This window comes from Chloroflexus sp. (assembly GCF_034435895.1).
Taxonomy (GTDB): Bacteria; Chloroflexota; Chloroflexia; order Chloroflexales; family Chloroflexaceae; genus Chloroflexus.
This window is the reverse complement of record NZ_DAOTWH010000249.1, coordinates 1-19388: the sequence shown is the minus strand read 5'-3', so window position 1 is coordinate 19388 and position 19388 is coordinate 1. Positions and strand designations below refer to the sequence as shown.

The 19388-nt window shown below is 60.0% G+C and carries 20 protein-coding genes, 1 tRNA gene and 1 pseudogene; 13 read left to right on the top strand and 9 right to left on the bottom strand.

Annotation, left to right across the window (positions count from 1 at the left end; all coding sequences use genetic code 11):
* A pseudogene (locus U9R81_RS14415) lies at positions 1 to 1633 on the top strand (TPM domain-containing protein); the annotation flags it as partial.
* Here the strand turns inward: U9R81_RS14415 and U9R81_RS14410 are convergent.
* Entirely contained in the window at positions 1598 to 1828 is a 231-nt protein-coding gene (locus U9R81_RS14410) for a hypothetical protein (RefSeq protein ID WP_322496126.1), read from the bottom strand. The pseudogene U9R81_RS14415 and the gene U9R81_RS14410 overlap by 36 nt on opposite strands.
* A gap of 215 nt (positions 1829 to 2043) precedes the next feature.
* Here U9R81_RS14410 and U9R81_RS14405 point away from each other — a divergent pair, with 215 nt between their 5' ends.
* A complete protein-coding gene (locus U9R81_RS14405) occupies positions 2044 to 2976 on the top strand; it encodes a TerB family tellurite resistance protein (protein WP_322496125.1) in 933 nt (310 codons plus the stop codon).
* Positions 2973 to 3968 carry a dihydroorotase gene (gene pyrC, locus U9R81_RS14400; protein ID WP_322496124.1) on the top strand — a complete coding sequence of 332 codons (996 nt, stop codon included), beginning with the start codon at positions 2973 to 2975 and terminating at the stop codon, positions 3966 to 3968. The genes U9R81_RS14405 and pyrC overlap by 4 nt, the downstream gene beginning before the upstream one ends.
* A 199-nt stretch (positions 3969 to 4167) precedes the next feature.
* On the opposite strand, the gene U9R81_RS14395 is transcribed toward pyrC, so the two are convergent.
* Positions 4168 to 4632 (bottom strand): hypothetical protein, encoded by a 465-nt coding sequence (locus U9R81_RS14395; protein WP_322496123.1) that lies wholly within the window; start codon positions 4630 to 4632, stop codon positions 4168 to 4170.
* A 396-nt stretch (positions 4633 to 5028) separates the two neighbouring features.
* Between U9R81_RS14395 and U9R81_RS14390 the strand changes: the two genes are divergently transcribed.
* Together U9R81_RS14390 and U9R81_RS14385 are read left to right on the top strand one after the other, a co-directional pair.
* The gene (locus tag U9R81_RS14390; RefSeq protein WP_322496122.1) at positions 5029 to 6159 is read left to right on the top strand and encodes a lipocalin-like domain-containing protein; all 1131 of its coding nucleotides are present in this window, start codon (positions 5029 to 5031) and stop codon (positions 6157 to 6159) included.
* A complete protein-coding gene (locus tag U9R81_RS14385; RefSeq protein WP_322496121.1) occupies positions 6143 to 7105 on the top strand; it encodes a CobW family GTP-binding protein in 963 nt (320 codons plus the stop codon). Before U9R81_RS14390 ends, U9R81_RS14385 begins: the two co-directional genes overlap by 17 nt.
* Here the strand turns inward: U9R81_RS14385 and U9R81_RS14380 are convergent.
* The 4 genes from U9R81_RS14380 to U9R81_RS14365 form a co-directional block, all read right to left on the bottom strand.
* On the bottom strand, positions 6995 to 7801 hold the full coding sequence (locus tag U9R81_RS14380) for a hypothetical protein (protein ID WP_322496120.1): 807 nt from the start codon (positions 7799 to 7801) through the stop codon (positions 6995 to 6997). The two genes, U9R81_RS14385 and U9R81_RS14380, sit on opposite strands and share 111 nt — an antisense overlap.
* Before the next feature lie 82 nt (positions 7802 to 7883).
* Positions 7884 to 8741 (bottom strand): PP2C family protein-serine/threonine phosphatase, encoded by an 858-nt coding sequence (locus U9R81_RS14375; protein ID WP_322496119.1) that lies wholly within the window; start codon positions 8739 to 8741, stop codon positions 7884 to 7886.
* The gene (locus tag U9R81_RS14370; protein WP_322496118.1) at positions 8741 to 9397 is read right to left on the bottom strand and encodes a hypothetical protein; all 657 of its coding nucleotides are present in this window, start codon (positions 9395 to 9397) and stop codon (positions 8741 to 8743) included. Before U9R81_RS14370 ends, U9R81_RS14375 begins: the two co-directional genes overlap by 1 nt.
* Before the next feature lie 6 nt (positions 9398 to 9403).
* Positions 9404 to 9622 (bottom strand): Franean1_4349 family RiPP, encoded by a 219-nt coding sequence (locus U9R81_RS14365; protein ID WP_322496117.1) that lies wholly within the window; start codon positions 9620 to 9622, stop codon positions 9404 to 9406.
* A 175-nt stretch (positions 9623 to 9797) separates the two neighbouring features.
* Here U9R81_RS14365 and U9R81_RS14360 point away from each other — a divergent pair, with 175 nt between their 5' ends.
* Positions 9798 to 11459, top strand: a complete 1662-nt coding sequence (locus tag U9R81_RS14360; RefSeq protein ID WP_322496116.1) for a trypsin-like serine protease — start codon at positions 9798 to 9800, stop codon at positions 11457 to 11459.
* A gap of 168 nt (positions 11460 to 11627) precedes the next feature.
* Here the strand turns inward: U9R81_RS14360 and U9R81_RS14355 are convergent, their stop codons facing one another.
* Complete coding sequence (locus tag U9R81_RS14355) at positions 11628 to 11786, bottom strand: hypothetical protein (protein ID WP_322496115.1); 159 nt, start codon at positions 11784 to 11786, stop codon at positions 11628 to 11630.
* Here U9R81_RS14355 and U9R81_RS14350 point away from each other — a divergent pair.
* The 4 genes from U9R81_RS14350 to U9R81_RS14335 all read left to right on the top strand — a co-directional run bounded on the left by U9R81_RS14350 (position 11767) and on the right by U9R81_RS14335 (position 15273).
* Positions 11767 to 12753, top strand: coding sequence for a hypothetical protein (locus U9R81_RS14350; RefSeq protein ID WP_322496114.1), 987 nt, complete (start codon positions 11767 to 11769; stop codon positions 12751 to 12753). The genes U9R81_RS14355 and U9R81_RS14350 overlap by 20 nt on opposite strands.
* A gap of 22 nt (positions 12754 to 12775) precedes the next feature.
* A complete protein-coding gene (locus U9R81_RS14345) occupies positions 12776 to 12925 on the top strand; it encodes a hypothetical protein (RefSeq protein WP_322496113.1) in 150 nt (49 codons plus the stop codon).
* Between the two features lie 145 nt (positions 12926 to 13070).
* Positions 13071 to 13679, top strand: a complete 609-nt coding sequence (locus U9R81_RS14340) for an inorganic triphosphatase (RefSeq protein WP_322496112.1) — start codon at positions 13071 to 13073, stop codon at positions 13677 to 13679.
* A gap of 100 nt (positions 13680 to 13779) precedes the next feature.
* Entirely contained in the window at positions 13780 to 15273 is a 1494-nt protein-coding gene (locus U9R81_RS14335) for a CHAD domain-containing protein (RefSeq protein ID WP_322496111.1), read from the top strand.
* On the opposite strand, the gene U9R81_RS14330 is transcribed toward U9R81_RS14335, so the two are convergent.
* Positions 15234 to 15983: a TIGR02206 family membrane protein gene (locus U9R81_RS14330; protein ID WP_322496110.1), complete on the bottom strand. Its 750-nt coding sequence runs from the start codon at positions 15981 to 15983 to the stop codon at positions 15234 to 15236. The genes U9R81_RS14335 and U9R81_RS14330 overlap by 40 nt on opposite strands.
* Before the next feature lie 344 nt (positions 15984 to 16327).
* Between U9R81_RS14330 and groES the strand changes: the two genes are divergently transcribed.
* Positions 16328 to 16630 carry a co-chaperone GroES gene (groES, locus tag U9R81_RS14325; protein WP_066783058.1) on the top strand — a complete coding sequence of 101 codons (303 nt, stop codon included), beginning with the start codon at positions 16328 to 16330 and terminating at the stop codon, positions 16628 to 16630.
* 47 nt (positions 16631 to 16677) lie between these two features.
* Positions 16678 to 18318, top strand: a complete 1641-nt coding sequence (gene groL, locus U9R81_RS14320; protein ID WP_322496109.1) for a chaperonin GroEL — start codon at positions 16678 to 16680, stop codon at positions 18316 to 18318.
* Between the two features lie 135 nt (positions 18319 to 18453).
* Here the strand turns inward: groL and U9R81_RS14315 are convergent, their stop codons facing one another.
* Positions 18454 to 19251 (bottom strand): hypothetical protein, encoded by a 798-nt coding sequence (locus tag U9R81_RS14315; RefSeq protein WP_322496108.1) that lies wholly within the window; start codon positions 19249 to 19251, stop codon positions 18454 to 18456.
* A 79-nt stretch (positions 19252 to 19330) separates the two neighbouring features.
* On the opposite strand from U9R81_RS14315, the gene U9R81_RS14310 reads away from it, so the two are divergent.
* Positions 19331 to 19388, top strand: a tRNA-Gly gene (locus U9R81_RS14310).

Sequence of the window (19388 nt, the reverse complement as noted above, 5' to 3'; positions counted from 1 at the left end):
CGCGGCGGCGCGCGCGGCGGCGGTGATGGGGCAGACGTTGATCGATATTCTGGATCGGTACGCCAAGGCACGCGCGGCGATTGCGCAGGGTCGCCGTACCGCCGAGACGTTGGCAGCCGATGGTTACCGCATGGATGCCTGCCATGCCGCGCTGGATGCGGCCCGCGCCGCACTTGACCGCTTAGCCGCCGCGTTGCAACAGGGCAATGTGAACGCCGCTGCGACGGCGATTGCGGAAGCGGAAGCGGCGTTGGAGCGCGCCCGCCAAGAAGGGTTTGATTTGCCGGCGATCCGGGCCGAGAACGAGCGGCGGATCGCGGCGCTGGCTGAGCGCGGCCCGCAGATCGCCGATCTGATTGCCCAAGGGCGCGGGGCCTTCGATCTGGTTGATGAGTTTGCTGAGAGTACGTGGGCGGATATTCGCGGTAACGGCAGCGAGGCCGAGGCGGCGGCTGAGCGGGCGTTTGAGCATTGGGAAGCGGCGAAAGCTGCAAATACTATGGAAGCGCAAGCGTTTTTGGCTGCGCGCTCGTATCTCGATGCCGCCGAGCAAGAGCTTGATCACGTCGAGCGGCTGATTGGCGCAATTACCGACCGCTTGCGCGCACTGGAGCATGCCCGCGCCATTGCCCGCGATCTCTTGGTTGAGGCTGAGCGGTCGATCAACGCAGGCCGTTCGTTTGTAGCCGCTCACGATGCCGATGTTAGCCCGCAGGCTGATGCGTTGCTAGCGCGTGCCGCAGCTCTTTTGCAAGCAGCGCAGGCCGAAGCCGCCAACCCTAACCCCGATTGGCTGCGGCTGGTGCAAGATGCGCAAGAGGCCGACCAGCTGGCTGATCAGGCGTTGGCCGGCGCGCGTGATGAAGCCGAACAGACTGCCCGCTTGAGCGAACGTTCCCAGCAAGCGCAGCAGTTGACAACCGCCGAAGTGCAGAAGTTAGTGCATTACGCCTCGGTGCATGACGCCGATCTAGCTCCGGCCACGATCCAGCAGATCGAGCAGGTGCGGCAGCAGGTGCAGCAGGCGTTTGCTCTGTTGCGCCAAGCCGAGGAACGGGAGGATGCCTCCCGCCGGCAAGCGCTGACCGAGGCGATTGAACGCTATCAAGTCATCTTGCAAATGGCGATGGCCGCCTATCAAGCCGCGTATGCCGATGTGCAACGGCTGGAGGCGTTGCGCGCCCAACTCAATCAAGCGTTGCAGCAGGCCCGTGACCGCTTGGATCGGATCGAACGGCTGCGCACGGCGTCGCTCTTGGGTTGGCCGGCTTCGGTAAGCGGCAAATATACCGCGTTACAGCAGCGGTTTAATCAAATCCGGTTGCCAATCAACGGGGAACAGGCTCTAAATGCAGCGTTGGCCGAGGCAAAGGCCATTATCACCGCAGCGGATGAACTGCTCATGACGTTGCAACCGCCGTTGCCATCGCGGACTGCCACCGATAGTGTCGCTTCAACGATCGGGCGGGCTGCCGGCGGTTGGGGGCACAGCCGGAGTTGGAGCAGCTCATCGCGGCGCAGCTCCTCGTCGAGCAGCAGTGGCTGGAGTAGCCGCGGCGGTGGCGGTGGATCATTTGGCAGGCGCGGCGGCGGTGGATCATTTGGCAGGCGCGGCGGCGGCGGCGGCTGGTAATTCCAACCGTTCCGGCGCTGCTTCCGCTAGCGTTTGCCACGGCATGAGATAGTCGTCATGCACTTCCGGTTGCGGCGCTGCCAGCAACCGGCGGGGGCCGTAGCGGAAGAAGCGGCCGTGTGCCGCGCACCGGAGGTACGTTCCCTCAGAGGTGAGTGGCTGGCCACAGCGGGGGCAGGTGAGGTTGGCGTGCATGATCTTCCTCCTTTAAAACCACACGCCGCTTGACCCTTTTGGGTCAGCGGCGTTGCCTTCCCCGGCCTCTTTACCGGTAGATAATCTTTACCTTAGTTATTGTACAATACAGGCGTTACACTGTACAGTGGTTTTATACTGCAATCTGAAGACGGCGTAGCCGGGTTGATGGCGCAAGATGTAGGTGGCGCAGCTTGTGATTGCGTGAGACGACAATGGCTAAACATCCCCTAGCAATGGCGTTGGCGAAGGTGATTATCGCGGCAGCGTGGGCCGATGGCGAGTTGACGCTGGATGAGATTAACGATTTGAAGCGGTTATTGGCCGAGTTAGGCCAAACCAGCGGCAATCTCGCCTTGACAGCCGAAGAGTGGGCTGAGCTGGAGATTTATCTCCATTCGCCGGTGGAGGCTGCCGAACGAGCGCGCTTGATCGCCGATCTGCGTGATCTGATTGCGACACCCGCCGAGCGCCAGATTGCGATCAATGCCATCGATCGCTTGCTCGCCGCTGATCGGGTGCTGACACCCGCCGAGCGCGCAGTTGCCCAAGAGATTCATGCCGCGCTCGATCATGCTAACCATAGCCTGCTCCACCAACTCGGTCGCGCCTTCCGCTTGGCGCTTGGCATTCGCACCCGTGGCCCTAATCGCGAAGATCTGTTGCCAGAGTTTTTGCGCAACCGGATTTACTATGCGTTGCACATGCGCCTCGGCGTACATATTGATCAATTAGGTGTCGATCAGCGTGAAGTGTACGTGCTGGCTTTGGCTGGCGGCCTGCTCGCGCGAGTTGCCCGCGTCGATGAAGAGGTGACGCTGGCTGAGCATGATAAGATTGTGGCGATTCTGGAAGAGTGGTGGCATCTCGATCATGCTCGTGCCACACTCGTGGCCGAGGTGGCTTTGGCCGAGAGTGCGGCCAGCCTCGATTTCTTCCGTCTCGCCAAAGAGTTTGCTGAATCGACCACGGTTGAACAGCGCGAACGGTTTCTCGATGCGCTGTTTGCAGTGGCAATCGCTGAAGGCGAACTGTCCGGCGCTGAGAGCGCCGAGATTAGCCGGATTACTGCCGCGATTAACCTGCCTCATGATCGCTTTGTAGCGGCGCGGATGCGTCTGCCGCGCCAACCCGGAAAACGTTTATGACTGTGACCCTCTTCGCCCCGCTTGATATGCATTTGCATCTGCGCGAAGGCGCAATGTTACGCCTTGTTGCGCCTTTTTCCGCTGCCCAATTCGCCGGCGCAGTGATTATGCCGAACCTAATCCCGCCGGTTGATCACGCCGAGCGGTTGGCCCGCTATCGAGCCGAGATTCTGGCCGCGACCGAGCCCTACCCGTTTCTGCCGCTGATGACGCTCTTCTTCCGCCCGTATGATGCGGCCACGTTGCAGGCGCTGCGCGATCAGATATTTGCGATTAAGCTCTACCCCGAAGGCGTGACCACCAACAGCGCTGGCGGAGTGAGCGATCTGGCCGCGATTGAGCCGACGCTGGCGCTGTTGGAAGAACTGGACATTCCGTTGCTGGTGCATGGCGAGAGCCACGGCTTTGTGCTTGATCGCGAAGCCGAGTTTTTGCCCGTCTACGAGCGGTGGGCGCGCGCGTTCCCGCGCCTGCGGATTGTGATGGAGCATATCACGACCGCGGCGGCGCTTGATCTGTTTGATCGCTACCCCAATCTGTTTGCGACGGTGACGCTGCACCATCTGATGATCACGCTCGATGATGTGGCCGGCGGGTTGTTGCAACCACACCTCTTTTGCAAGCCGATTGCGAAGCGTCCGGCGGATCGCGATGCGCTGCTGGCGGCGGCCTTGGCCGCCCATCCCAAGTTAATGTTCGGCAGTGACTCGGCCCCGCACCCGATTGACCGTAAAGAAGCCGCTTTCTGCGCTGCCGGGGTCTTTTCGGCGCCGGTGCTGTTGCCGCTGCTGGTTGAGCTGTTTGAGCGCCATGATGCGCTTGATCGCTTGCCGGCGTTTGTCAGCGGCAATGCTTGCCGTATCCACGGCTTGACCCCGCCGGCACGCACGGTGCGGCTCGTGCAAGAGTCGTGGCAGGTACCGGCCCGCTACGGCGATGTTGTGCCCTTCGCCGCCGGCCAGACGCTGCGCTGGCGGGTGGTGAACGAGTAAAACAAGGCGCAGAGACTCTTAACGCAAAGGCGCAAAGAACGCGAAGGGTGCAAAGGGTTTTGAGGGAAATGGTACAAGACGCTTTGTCACGCTCACTTGATACCGCTGCGTGCCTTTGTGTTCATCAAACCTTTGCGATCCTTTGCGCGCTTCGCGCCTTTGCGTGTTCCAAACTTTGCGTCTTTGCTCCCTCTGCGCCTCACCTGATGGCCTTGCCCGCCAACCCCCCGCCCCATACGTCAGGCGGAGGCGGCGGCATAAACAGATCGGTCACATCAATCGCCCGCCGCAACCGGCCAAAGGTGGTTGCGATAAAAGTGATCCGGCGCAAGCGCGCTGCCGGCACCGATCGCTCCAGCTCACACAATGGCCCAAGATCGATCCGGTAGTAGCGTTCGCCAGCGCGGGGATGATTGGGTTCGTCGGGCAAGAGATCACGGCGCTGCATAATCTGATAGCGCAGCACGGCAGCGTAACGCTGTACCCGCCACCGTTCGGCGCCGAACGATCCCGGCTGGTAGAAGGCGAGATAGCCGGCGGCAAGGCGGGGTGGCGCGTGGTTCAGCGGCAGCCGGTACCACCCCGCGCTGCGGACCAGTTCGAGGTCGCGGGGTCGCGGCACAATCACTACCAGTACCCGCGCGTCATCATCAGGTTCGAGCATAGTGATCCTCTTTCTACCTATCATTGCGCGCCGCCTTCCCCCTGTCATTGCGCGCCGAGCGAAGCGAGGCGAAGCAATCTCCTGCGGCAGCAGACGAGATGCCTGCACGCCATTGGTCTGCGCCGAAGCGGGAGATTGCTTCGGGGCTGCCGCTCCCTCGCCCTGACAGGAGGGGTGTGCGCCTTCGCCCTGACGGGAGGGCTGCCGCTCCCTCGCCCTGACGGGAGGAGTGTGCGCCTTCGCCCTGACGGGAGGGCTGCCGCTCCCTCGCCATGACAGACGCTAGCAAGATCCATGTTCCCTTTCCTACCAATTCCGCCCGTTTCCGCCAATTAATCCGTGGTACACTACCTATAGGACCTCTATACATGAAACCGTCGCAACTCGTCAAAAGTTATGCGCTTTTTTCGTTCATTTTTGCTCATCATGGTCATCGTGTTCGGGCTAGCTGCCTGCGCCACCCCGGCTCAGCCAACCGTGCGGGCGAGCATCGGTGCGATTGAGGCGGTCAATGCGGATAATAGCGAAGGGTTTGAGCGCGTCACGATGCCGCGACCGTTTGTGTTTCCCGCTGACCACGGCCCGCACCCGACCTTCCAAACCGAATGGTGGTACTACACCGGCAATCTCACCACTGAGAATGGCCGGCGCTTTGGTTTTCAGTTGACCTTCTTCCGCCGCGCACTCAGCCCCAATCCGCCGGCCCGTGAATCGGCGTGGGCCACGAGCGACGTGTACATGGCCCATTTTGCTCTCAGCGACATCGATGGCGGCCAGTTTTACGCCTTCGAGCGGTTTAGCCGCGCTGCTGCCGGGTTGGCTGGCGCCAGTGGCGATCCGTTCCGCGTCTTTCTGAACGATTGGTCGGTGGCAGGCAGCGGCCCAGAGGGCATGACCATGCATCTGCGCGCCGCTCAGGATGATGTGGCTCTCGATCTGATCGCCACCAACAGTCGCCCGCCCGTGTTGCAAGGCAATGCCGGCGTCAGCCAGAAGGGTTCGCAGGTTGGCAACGCTTCGGCGTACTACTCGCTCACCCGTATGGTTAGTGAGGGAACGATCCGCATCGGTGAAACGACCTACCCCGTGCGTGGCTTGACGTGGATGGATCGCGAGTGGGGCACCAGCGCGCTCGAAGAGGGGCTGACAGGATGGGATTGGTTTGCGTTGCAGCTCGAGAGCGGGCACGATCTGATGTACTACCAACTGCGCGAAGCCGATGGCCGCCCGTCGCCGTTTGTCGGCGGCAGCCTGCTCTTGCCCGACGATACCGTGATCATCCTCGGCCCCGGCGATGTCGAGCTGACCGTAACCGATACGTGGCGCAGCTCGCGCAGCGGCGCCGTCTACCCATCCGGCTGGCGATTGCGCGTGCCGCGCTATGGGTTAGACCTTACTATCACACCGGCGATGCGCGATCAAGAATTGCCGGTGACGGTGGTCTATTGGGAAGGAGCGGTGACGGTGAGCGGCACGATGGGCGGGCGCGGTTATGTGGAATTGACCGGCTATGCTGACCCGGAATGATCCGGCGCTGCCGCCGATCACGCTCATTAGCGGCTTTCTCGGCAGCGGCAAGACGACGCTGTTGCGCCGGTTGCTAGCCCGCGCCGATCGCCGGATCGGCGTGATTGTCAACGAGTTTGGCGCGATCGGGATTGACGGCGCATTGCTGGAACAGAGCGGCGCCGGCCAGTTGATCGAGCTGAGCGGCGGGTGTGTGTGTTGCGTGGCTGGCAGCGATGTGATCGTGGCGATCGAAACGCTCGCGAATAGCGGCCCGCTCGACGCCATCGCGATTGAGACGAGTGGCTTGGCTGAGCCGGGAGCGATTGTGCGCCAGCTCCGCGCGGTGGATATTTCGCTCGATGCACTGGTGACGCTGGTGTCAACTGCCGATTACGAGCAGGCGCTGGCCGCGACGCCGTTAACCGCGCGCCAAATCCGGCTCGCCGACCTGATCGTGCTGACCCACGGTGATCTGGTTGATGGGCAAACCATACAGCACGTCATCGCGCGCGTGCGCGAGATCAACCAGCGCGCGCCGCTTGTACCAGCCATCTACGGCGAGGTCGCGCCTGATCTGATCTTTAGCCCGCGCAGCGATGGCCGCTTGCCGTCCGAATTATCCCACCAGCATGCCGAATTTCACGCGCTGAACTGGCAAGCCGATCTGCCGTTGCGCCGATCAACGCTTGAGCAAACCTTGCGCGATCTGGCGGCAAAGGGCATCTTTCGCGCCAAAGGGATCATCTACTGCACCGACTTGCCATGGGCCGATGAAGTGCATCTGGTAGCGGGACGGCTGCGCTTAAGCGCTTTGCGGTTTGTACAACAGCCCACGCCGCTCTGCCGGTTGGTGCTAATCGGGGACGCGCAGGCGCTGGCTGAGGCTAGCGCTGCGCTCGACGCCTGCATCGACAGCGCCGAGCGAATCGCGCAGTGGCGCGCCCGTTACGCTGAAATCGAATGAAGGGATAGTGGCGAACACGGTTTGCCCGGCCTGTTGTTCGGCGGCAATCACGTCACACAATCGCGGCAGATCGCCGATATAGGGGGTCAGTGCCTGCACCGCTTCAGCGCAAAGCAACGTGTGCAACTTGGCAACCCGTTGGTGGAGGCCGCCGTCAAGCAACCATTGTCCGGCGATGCGCTGTCGATCAAGCGGGCTAAGGGTGCCATCATTGCGCCAAATTGCCGCGGCAATTAGATGGATCAACCACCCAGCCCGTCCGGCGTTCAGATCGACAGCCAGATCAAGTGCGTCATCACGCAATTGGCGAGCCAGAATCAACCGGTTGAGCGCACCGGTCAGCGCTCGCCAAGCTGGATCAGTTGGTGACAAGCCGGCCAACGTGAGCGGCGCGAGCTGAACGAGGTGCCAGCCGGCAGCGCGATCGCATACCCATTGTGCGGTCAACGACTGCAATTGGCAGGGGCGCCAGCGGCCATTGACGGCCCGCGCCGCCAGTTCGCGCCGGTAGGCGGCAACCATCCGGCGTTCCAAGGTGTGCAGTAAGCGATGGCTGATGCCAAGATGACCAAACATCTGCCACGATCGCTGCCCCAACGCGCGCACCAATCGCCCGGCTAGGGTCGGGATTTCGCTATCGAGGCATCTATCGCGCAGAGTTGCGGCCCAACTGCCGCACAGGAGGGCCAGTGCCATACGGTTGAGGACGGAAGGATGCAGCGGCCAGCGGGAAGCCAACCAATACGGCCAGAGTGTCAACAGCCGGTGTAATTCGCTGTCAAGCGCTTGACGCGCTGGTTGTTGCAGGGAGGATGGTAGCCTGATGATCAGGCGCGCCAGCTTGGTTTGAGCAGTCTGCCAGCGTATGTGTTCGGTTATTGACAGCGACAGCATGTGGTTCGGCCAGCGTATGAATGATCACTGCCGTCATATCATCGCTTTGCTCTAACGCGCCGCGAAACTCCGTGATGGCAGTCCAAATTTGGTCGAGCGCTCGGTAGGGATCAGTAGGGTCTGTTTGGTGGATCAGAGTCATCAGCCGGTCAAACCCAAACAGCTCGCGCTGAGCGTTACGGGCCTCGAAGAAGCCATCGGTCAACAAAAATATCTGATCTCCCGGTTGGAGGGTGAGCGTTATTTCTTGATACTCAAGACCGGTTTTAGCGCCGAGTGGCAAACTTGGGCAGCCAACCTCGTGAATCTGATCATCGCGCCGGAGATAGGGGAAGGGATGGCCAGCGGTGGTGAAGACGAGCGTTTCGGTTGCTGGATCGAGGATGCCGAGAAACGCGGTCACAAATTGGGCTTGCAAGCCATCGCGGCAGAGCATCTCATTCGTAGCGCGCAAGATAGTTGCCGGCGACTGGTAGATAGTGATATGCGAACGCAAAAGCGAACGAGCCATGACCATCATGAGCGCGGCTGGAATGCTTTTACCGGTGACATCAGCCACCACAATCGCTAAGCGCCCATCGGGCAGTGGCACAAAATCGTAGAAATCGCCGCTCGTTTCACGGGCCGGTTCCGAACGAGCGACAATCTGGATATTGCCTAGTTTGGGAGGCGGCGACGGATACAGACGCTGCTGAATATTGCGGGCAAGTTCTAATTCGTGGCGAATGATCTGGTCTTGCATCAATTGCATCCGGGCTTGATCGAGCTGGTGATGCGACGTGGAAATTTGCCATTGGTAAAAAGAGATAGCAGCCCAGACGAGAATGGTAAAATGGGAGTGAAAAGCCCAGTAGCATCTTCAAAAATGTGCTCTTGAGTAGGATTTGTGGCAAACAAAACAATATATGCAGCAAAAATAGCGATCAAGTTGCTAATTACAACGATCCCTGCTAAACGCCAACCAAGCAATAATCCGGCAAAAATAACAAATAATGGTATTATGGCAGCGAATATGGTCATGCGAAGAAGATCGCCTTCTAACATATTCCCTACAATTATCAACAAAATACCAAGATTTGTCCACGCAACAAGCAGTATTGCTCCGCTTCGCTCACGGTCTCGGCGAATAAACCAATCAATCAATCCATTAATTGCAAGCGAGATTACCACAATAACATAATATAACGGATGGGAGAGGGGTGGGATAAGCATGATCAGCAAAGCCGCAATGGTAAGAACCACAATCAGGCCGTTGAGCATCCGCAACATTGTACGAAGGCGCAATCGTTCGCTCTGAACATTCATTTGCCTCAGGCGTTCGGTAACCGATTGGACTTCGCGAGGTTTCATATCTGTTACAGATGCTTCGGCTTTTTTTCCTTGTCGATCCTGTACCATCAACCGCTAATCCCATCCACGAAGTGAAGTCGCCTGCTGATCAATCTGCTCAAGCTGCTTACGTTGCGCCGGATCAGCGAGCGCTTTGCGTAGGCGATCCATCTCTGCCGAATCGGGCTGCAATCCAGCCTCTTTAGCTGCAGCATCTGGATCGGCGAGTAGCCGCCGCCGGAAAGCAGGGTCGAGGACGGCTCTACCGATCAGCCGTTCAAAATCAGCGCTCATGCGGACGTGGCCTCCTTCATCTGGTAATCGCTGCGCATCCTCAAGTATACCACTTTTTTACCTTATAGCATGCAGCGTGTTCGTGATTGTGCCCTCTTGACACAGAGTATCTTTATCTAGTACTATTATGGCTGCAAACATTACCAGTGAAAGAAATGAGGGGGGTTACTCACGTATGCGACAGCGTATTGCACTACTTGCTCTCATCTTTCTTATTGGCTGGTTGCCGGCAAGTGTAGCTTCACGGGAGGGTACGCCGCCACAGTTGACTGTTGTCGGCGGCAGTCCAGTTGATCCGGGTGACTATCCGTGGTTGGTGGCGCTGCTGATTGCCGAGATTACCGATACAGCGGAGGCGTTCTGCGGCGGCGCGCTGATTGATGACGGCGGCGCATTTACCACGACCAAGTGGGTGCTGACGGCAGCGCATTGTGTGAGCGATAGGGAAGGGTATGTGGTCGATCCGGCGGCCATTCAAGTATTGGTTGGCCAACAAGATCTTTCGCAAGCGACCAACGGCCAGCGCTATGATGTAGAAAAGATTATTGTCCACCCGTTCTATGTGTTTGATACAGTGCTCTACAATGACGTGGCGCTGCTCAAATTGGACGGAGATGTCGACAACATCACGCCGATCCGGATCGCAAGGCCGGCGGATGCAGCTCGCTTTGCGCCGGGGCAGACGGCCCACATTGCTGGCTGGGGCAATACCCTGCCGCAAACCGGTTTTGATTTCCCCGATGTGGCGCACAAGGCTAGTTTGCCAATCGTTGATCTGGCAACCTGTAACGAACGTTATGACGGTGCGCTCAGCTCGGTTCATCTCTGCGCCGGCATTCTTCCGGCAGGCGGCGTTGATACGTGCCAAGGCGATAGCGGCGGGCCGTTGATGGTCTCCGACGGTTCTGGCGGCTTCCTGCATGCCGGCATTGTCAGCTTCGGCACCGGCTGCGGCTATCCGCACTACCCCGGCGTCTATGCCCGCACTGCCTTCTTTGCCGATTGGATCGAGGCGCAGATCAACGGCTCCGCCCATGTTGATATCTGGCAATTCCCGTTGCCGCAGGAGAACGGATTGCCGTTGAGCATCTCGACCGCTGTGCCGAATGGGCCCTTCGAGTACAGCGTGCTGGTGGCGAATAGTGGTGCGTTGCTGCTGACTAATGTGGTAGTGACGGTGGCACTGCCGGCGAATGCGACCTTGGTAGATGGTAGCATCAGCGATGACGGAGTCTATGATAGCAACACGCATACGATCGAGTGGTCGTTTAATGAACTGGAGCCGGAAGATGTGTTGCGACTGTCGTATCAGGTTCAGGCAGAGACGAGTGTCATTTCTGGCGATTATCAGGTAGTGGCTGACAGTGATGATGGATCGGTGGCAAGCGGTGGCCGCGACCCTGTCGTGACCGTGATCGATGAGCCGCGCTTGTATGTGACCGCGTTCTACCCGCCGGAGGCGGAAGTCGGTTCGATCTATCCGGTGACATTTGCCGTCTACAATTTTGGCCGAGGGACGAATGCGGGTCTTACCAATCTTACCAATCTAGAGCTGGTGGTTGATTTACCGACAGGCATCAATCCGGTGTCGATCGACAATGACGGCGTGCAAACGGACGATCATCAAGTGAAATGGGCCGTGAGCGAACTGCCGGCGAATGGTGAAGTGTCTGCAACGCTCTATTTCGCTGCCGGCGAGCTTGGTGATGTGCTGCGGATCACTAACTATGGGGTGTACCTTGACGCAACGCCGTTGCGGTATGGCGTGCAAGGGGTGCAAGTCGTCACTGGGCCGGCAGTGCGGTATTTGCCGATAATCATTCGTATACCGGATTGAGGTGGGGATACAGTAGGGACGCAGCGCGCTGTATCCCTGCCGGTTGGCAACGATTTGGTTTGCGCAAAGTATATAGTAACGATAGGAGGTTTTTGCATCCAATCCTAGCAGGGATGGTCATCACAATGCGTTACCTTTCACTCCTTGCGCTCGTGATCGCGTTGTTCCTCACTTCAACCGCTTTCGCTCAAGGCCGTCATCAATGATCCGCTCGACCAAATCCGCCAACCCGCTTTGATCGAGCAAGCCGCCGCGCCGTTGATCGAGCGCGGCGCGCTTGTTGCGGTGTATGTGAAAGCGCGCGGCAATGATGCCGATTTTATTCAATGTGCGCGATGATGGCAAGGCGCGGGTTGAGCTGATCGCGATTTATGTGGCGATTGCCGCTAACTACAGCGCATTGCGTTACGGCGAGCAGTGGCGCAAGCAGCTCGATGGCCGGTATCAGCAGATTTTGCGCGATCACCTCAGTACGCCGTTGTCATCACCGAATCTGAGCCAAGACATTAGCTCGGCGTTGGCGGCGGTAGAAGCCTCTGTAAACCCACAGCCGTTGATTAATGTGCGTTGGGTGCAGTGGATCATCTTTCCGTTCGGCCCGATATTGGCCTCGATCCTCTTTTCTATCGTGTTATGGCGCATCAAGATGCGATCCAAACCACGGCCTAGCGATCCTCCCGGTCATTCCGCCTTCCCGCAAGCAACGGCGGCCCCACGTACCCAAGACGCTGCGCTTGACCAACTAGCCCAACGGTTCATAGCCGCTGTCGAGCGGGTATGCGCCAATGCAGGTACTGTGCAACCCGACTCCACTCAAAAACTGCTGTTTCAAGATGTACGCCTCGCCTTGCTACGCCTCCGCCGCGGCCATACTGGCGTTTGGAATTCGGCATATACGCCGGCAGAAGAACTGAACCGGCTCGAACAGCAACTCAAAGACTTTGAACGGTCACTGAGCGCGCCGCTGCCGGCCTTTACCGGCTATCAATGGAGCGGGCAGGCGTCTGCATCCCCAGTGACAGCAGTTGATGCGGCTCATTTGCAGACATTCCGGCAGGCGCTGCAAGCCGCGACCCAGCCAATGTGGCGGCTCGATTGGGCGCTGGCCGACGCAGCAGCGCGATCGAGCGAGTTTGACACCAGCGGCTTATTCCAACGCTTGCGCGCACTCTTGTTTGAGACAACCCTTACCGATGATTCTGCGCCGGCGGCGATTACGGAAGCGCGCGATCGCAGCGGAAGCGGCGGCGGCAGCGCAACGATGGATGCAGCGTCTCGTGCGGCCAACGCCTAGCCGCCAGTCAAGCAGCGCATCATTGCATAGCAACGATTACGATAATGCGGATGCCGACCGGCGCACAGTTGCGATATGGAGTTGGGGCGCTGCCACTGCTTCATCTTCGTCCGATAGCGGTTGGGGCGATTTAGGCGGCGGCGGCAGTGATAGTGGCGGCGGCGGTGAATGATATCAGAGCGAACACCACCTTAGCTGGCGACGGTTGCCGCACGTTGGCCTAACGTTCGCCATCTGCCCCTTCACAGGCGCTCCCTAAAACGGCTACAATAGAGAGGCAGCCATGCATTGCTGCGGCAGGTTTTGAGGAGCTAACTATGGAAATTGAAGCCAAATACAAAATCAGCGCCGCCGACCTCGATCGGTTGGCGGCGCTGAGCGCGCTTGGCCCGTACACCTTGCGTACGCTGGCTGGCGAACAACAGCGCAATATCTATTACGATAGCGTTGATGGCCGGCTGGCGCTGGCGCGCTATGGTTTGCGCGTGCGCCAAATCGGCAACCGCTCGATCATCACGCTCAAGGGGCCGGCCCGGGTTGATGAAAACGGCGTTCACCATCGGGCCGAGTTTGAGTTTCCCGGTGACGATCCCGATCCGGCGCGCTGGCCGGCTGGCCCGGCCCGCGATCTAGCCCAAGCCCTTTTGTTGGGGGCGCCGGTGCGACCGCTCTTGAAGATTGAAACCAGCCGCCGGATTATCCACGCCGTTCGCGATGGCCAAGATCGGGTCGAACTGTGTCTTGATCGCGGCACCATCTATGCCGGCAAGAAACAGGCGCCGATCTGTGAGCTTGAATTGGAAGTGTTGCCGGCTGGATCGATCTACGATCTCACCGAACTAGCCAACACCTTGCGCGCCCTGATGAAGATCACCCCTGAACGGCAGAGCAAGCTTGAGCGGGGAATGGCGCTGTTGCAGCGGTAGTGTCATCACGCCACGGCGGAAAGACTGGCCAGCGCTATCGCTGAGCAACGCGCCGCTGGGCAATACGCATCCTTTCCGCCATTGAATACGCGAGGGTAAGATGGCAACTCTCACCAATCTTGCCGGCTATGTTGAGCAGTTACTAGCGATGTATCTGGTCGATCGGGCGCATGCCCGCCAAGTGGCCGATCACGCGCTGACGTTCTTCGATGCGGTCGCGCGGTCGCGCAAGTTGCCGGCTGCCTCCCGCCAATTGGTTGAAGCCGGCGCCTTGCTGCACAACGTCGGTTTGACGACTGACCCGCCAGAGCACCATCTGGTGGGGCGCGATATTATTCTGCGCCATGACTTGGGGGATGAGACCGATCAAGCGATCCTCGCCGCGATTGTCGCTCTCCACCGTCGCAAACCGCGCGCGCAGTTAGAGCCGGCGGTGCTGTGTCTCGACAAACGCAACCGCAAATTAGCCTTACAGTTGGCGGCGATCGTGCGGGTGGCCGATGGCTTCGATTACAGCCAGAGCCAGACGACGCAGGTGCAGGTGGCAGCTAGCAAGGGCCGGCTGAGCCTGATTGCAACCGGCCCGCACGCAGCAGTAGATAGCGAGCGGGCCTTGGCCAAGGCCGATCTGTGGGAACGAATGATCGGCCCGCGCCCCGAAGTAGTGGTGCAGAGCGAAGGCACCGTGGTTGAGGAAGTGGCCGGCGAAGATGAGCCAACCGAACGTCTGCCGTACTGGTACGCCTCTGGCGAGGTGCCGTTCGCCGAACTAGGCCGGGTGGTGCTGCGCCGGCAGGTGCGGCGGTTGCAACAGACGGCGCGTGCGGTTGAGGCTGACGAAACGATCGAAGCGGTGCATGATTTGCGCGTCGCCACCCGCCGCATTCGCGCTGCGTTGAGTCTGCTCGCACCAGTGGCGCCGGCTAAAGCAGCGCGCAAGGCGACGGTTGCGGTGCGCACAATAGCCCGTGAAGCCGGCGCCACCCGCGATCGCGATGTGTTGCTGAATGATATGGCCCACCGTGATCTGCCCGGCCTCGCACCAGTGATGAATGCGATCCGCGCCGAGCGTATGCAGGCCCACACGACGCTGGTTGGCTATCTCGGCAGCAAGCAGTACGAGCGCGATCTGCGCGCGCTGGCCCGCCTTGCCTGTTTTGCCGCTGAATGGGACAACCGGCCACGGGTGAAGGATCATGCCGGCAGCATGCTTTATGCCCACTACGAAGCCCTGCGCTCGTATGACCGCAATGGTCTGCCAGAAGACGATGCCTCGCTGCATGCGATGCGCATCGCCGGCAAGCGGCTGCGTTATGCGCTCGAATTGGTCAGTGACATCGTTGGCGAGCGGCTGAGTGATCTCTTAAACCCGCTGATCGACTTCCAAGACCATCTGGGTGCGTTGAATGACATTAACGTCGCCCGCGGCTTGCTGGCGCCGCACACTGAACGCGCGCCGGAAGCGGTGGCGGCCTATCTGGCTGCGCGTGAAGCCGAGTGGAATGCATTGCGCACCGAAATGCCGGAGTGCTGGGAACGACTGGCCGGCCCTGACTACCGGCGCACTCTGCTCGCCGTCATCGGCGATCTCTGACGGAGATCAGCGACCGCAAACGGCAGGTAGAGCAGAAGGATGGTAACGATCCCGATCACTTCCATCCAAACAATGTAGATTGGCCACGGCCCTAACACATCGAGCAGACTTGGCGTGTAGGGCTTGCGGGCCAAAAAAAGATAGTTGCTATCGAGCAGCCAGTTGACAACGCCGACCCCCGCCATCAACAGATTGGCCCCGATAATCACCCGCCCCACCGAACGCCACGTGGGGCGGTATCCTTCCAGCGCGATCATCGTCAGCGCGGCCAGCACCAGCCCGCCGTGGGAAATAAAGCTCTGGAAGGCACGGAAGTGCGGAAAGCCGTACACGCCGATATCCGGCGTTAACAGGGCTTGCAATGCGCCGCCGATCCCCATAAAGTAGGCAAACTCGAAGATGCGGTAGCTGTGGGTGAGCAGCATAATCACGCTAAGCCACGTAAACAGTGTGCAGAGATGCAGCGGCAGCATGTATTGGATCGACCAGAGGCCATGCACCCAGAACCAGAGGTTATAGGCAAGCTCGTTGATCGCCAGTATCGCCGCCAGCGCGTAGCGCCAGTACCGTTTGGCCGCTGCTGACAATGAGCGGGCCGGGCCGAGCACCCAACCGCAGGCGGCTGCCACGCATGCCAGCGCGATCCAGTGCGGCGGGCTAAAGAACACAAACGGCGGCCCCTCCCAGTGCAACCCAAACAGATCGGCCATCGGTTACCTCCAACAGGATGTGGGTTTGAGTGCCGGATGTATCTATCATAGCAGAACTTGGCTATGGCATGCGGCAGGAATACTGCCGTACTCCGTGCTGATGCGGCGGGGTATCGGATGCGGCAGTATCACTGCCGCACTCCATGCTAGGGCAGCGTTCGAGCCAAGGGCGCGGCATTACCTCGCCCTGCTAGCACTCCCTTGCGTTGAGTGCTAAACATGACTTGACAAACGGCCCGATCTTGTGTACTATTAACAACGGATTAGCACTCTCGATGTGACAGTGCTAATCAATGAAACCTACGCAACCCATTGGATTGCATATCAAACGGAGGATAGCAGCTATGGCGGATTTCCGCATCCGACCTCTTGGCGACCGCGTGGTGGTCAAGCCGGTTGAGCGTGAAGAGAAGACCAAGACCGGCATTTTCCTGCCCGATACGGCCAGCAAGGAGCGCCCCATGGAGGGCACGGTGTTGGCGGTTGGCGAGGGCCGCCGGGACGATAGCGGCAAGCTGATCCCAATGAGCGTCAAGGCTGGCGACCGGGTAATCTTCGCCAAGTATAGTGGCACTGAGTTCAAGCTCGACGATGTCGAGTACCTGATCCTGTCGGAGAAGGACATTCTGGGTATCGTGCAAGAGTAGCAACCTCGCGCTAATGGCGCTATTCTCAGTGGAGGATTATAGATCCTATGCCAAAGCAGCTTTATTTCAACGAAGAAGCGCGCCGCGCCCTCAAGCGTGGCGTTGATCTGGTTGCCGATGCGGTCAAGACGACCCTTGGCCCGCGTGGCCGCAACGTTGCGATCGACAAGAAGTTTGGTTCGCCGACCGTGACTCACGACGGTGTGACCGTCGCCAAGGAGATCGAGCTGAAGGATCCCTTCGAGAACATGGGCGCCCAGCTCCTCAAAGAGGCGGCGACCAAGACCAACGATGTCGCCGGTGACGGCACCACCACCGCGACCGTGCTGGCGCAGGCGATCGTCACCGAGGGTCTGAAGGTGGTGGCGGCTGGCGCCAACGCAATGCTGCTCAAGCGTGGTCTCGACCGCGGCGCCGAGGCGCTGGTGGCGGCGATCAAGGCTAGCGCCGTACCGGTGCGCGACCGCGCCGACATTGCCCATGTCGCGACCAACTCGGCGGCTGACAGCGAGATCGGCGAGCTGATTGCCGAGGTGATGGAGAAGGTCGGCAAAGACGGCGTCATCACCGTCGAAGAGTCAAAGGGCGTTGCCTTCGAGAAGGAATACACCGAGGGCATGCAGTTCGACCGCGGCTACATTTCGGGTTACATGGTGACCAACGTCGAGCGGCAAGAGGCTGAGCTTGACGATCCCTACATCCTGATCACCGACAAGAAGATCAGCAGCATCCAAGAGATCCTCCCCGTCCTTGAGAAAGTGTTGCAGGTGACGAAGAACTTCGTCATCATCGCCGAGGATGTTGACGGCGAGGCGCTGGCGACGCTGGTGGTCAACAAGCTGCGCGGCACCATCAACGCGCTGGCGGTCAAGGCGCCCGGCTTCGGTGATCGCCGCAAGGCCATGTTGCAAGACATTGCTATCCTCACCGGTGGCACCGTGATCAGCGAGGAGATCGGTCGCAAGCTCGACAGCGCGACGATCGAGGATCTGGGCCGCGCCCGCAAGGTGATCGCCACCAAGGATGACACCACCATCATCGAGGGCCGTGGCGACGAGGCGGCCATCCGCGCCCGCATCGAGCAGATCCGCGCCCAGATTGCCACCACGACCAGCGACTTCGATCGCGAGAAGCTGCAAGAGCGGCTGGCCAAGCTGGCCGGTGGCGTGGCTGTGATCAAGGTTGGCGCTGCGACCGAGCCGGAGCTGAAGGAGAAGAAGCACCGCGTTGAGGACGCGCTGAGCGCGACCCGCGCGGCGGTCGAAGAGGGCATCGTGCCCGGTGGCGGCGTCGCGTTGCTCAACGCTATCCCGGCGCTTGACAACGTGCAGGTTGCCCACGAGGACGAGAAGGTCGGTTTGCAAATCCTGCGCCGCGCCCTCGAAGAGCCGCTGCGCATCCTTGCCCGCAACGCCGGTGAGGACGGCTCGGTGATCATCGCCAACGTCCGCCGTATGCAGGAGGAGAAGGGCGATAAGAACATCGGCTACAACGTGCTGACCGGCCAGTACGGCAGCATGATCGAGCAGGGCATCATTGACCCGGTGAAGGTTACCCGCAGCGCCGTGCAGAACGCGGTCTCGATCGCGGGCATGATCCTGACCACCGAAGCTCTGATCACCGACATCCCCGAAGATAAGCCGGTGGCTGGCGCTGGCGCCGGCGCGGGTGGCGGGATGGATTTCTAAGCCAGTAAGGGTTTCCTGTGCTGGAGGGACGCATATTCATGCGTCCCTCCATTCATTATGGCGCTGCACGGTGGTGCAGCGCTACGCATGGATCCCGATCACCGTATGGATTAGGAGCCGCACCGCCGTGCGGCGCTACGGGTTAATCTGCTGCAATATGTGGTGGACGGTTGCGCCAATATCGTGGCCGATCACAAATTGCACGACCGTCACTGGCGCTGCAAACGTTTGCTCGATGGCAGCGATCGTCTGTTGGCGACGGCGTTCGACACGGCTTGGATCGGCGTAAAAGTCGGCGGCATTCTCGCTCGCGCCAAAGTCATCGACCACGATGATCCGGGCCACGTTGGCGCGCAAGCCAGCGCGCACCCGCTGCCAAAACAGGGGATCGGCTTTGATAACGCCGAGATCGGCGGAATTGGCGATGAATGCCGTCGCGTCGCCGGTGAGTCTGCCCAGCGGTTGTGGCACGACCTGTTGGTTGCGCAGCCGCAAGGCGCGCGCCGCCCATCCTTGCGCTGCTAATGCTTTTGCAATGTGCGCCGTTGCCTCGGCGTAGTGATCGGTGGCGATGAGCGTTGTGATCCGGCTATCAGCGCTGAGCGCCGCAAACAGCGGCTGCCACGCCGGGTCGATCACGGAAGCCGCTATGTACATCTGCGTAAACCGCTGCGCGCATCGGGCTGCGATCCTTGCCGATGTGCCCTGCGCGCGCAACTGGCGTGCCAGCAACGCCGCCAACCCAACGCGGCTCGTGCTGCCTTCAACCCATGTTGGCCCAACCAACTCATTCCAATAGCGATCAACGGTGATACCTAATGCCCGCAACCCCGCATCGCTGAGCGCCGTTGCTAAGCGGTGGGTCTCACCGAAGCGCACCGCGCCAAGGCTGAGGGTGCCGGAGAAGTCGAGAATGAGGAGCGTGGCAGTCATTGCTGTGTTTGGATTGCTACAATAGCGACTCGACAAATCGGCCAACTTGTGTATAATAGCGAATGTGCAATGCGGGAGTGGCTCAGTTGGTAGAGCGACACCTTGCCAAGGTGTAGGTCGCGGGTTCGAATCCCGTC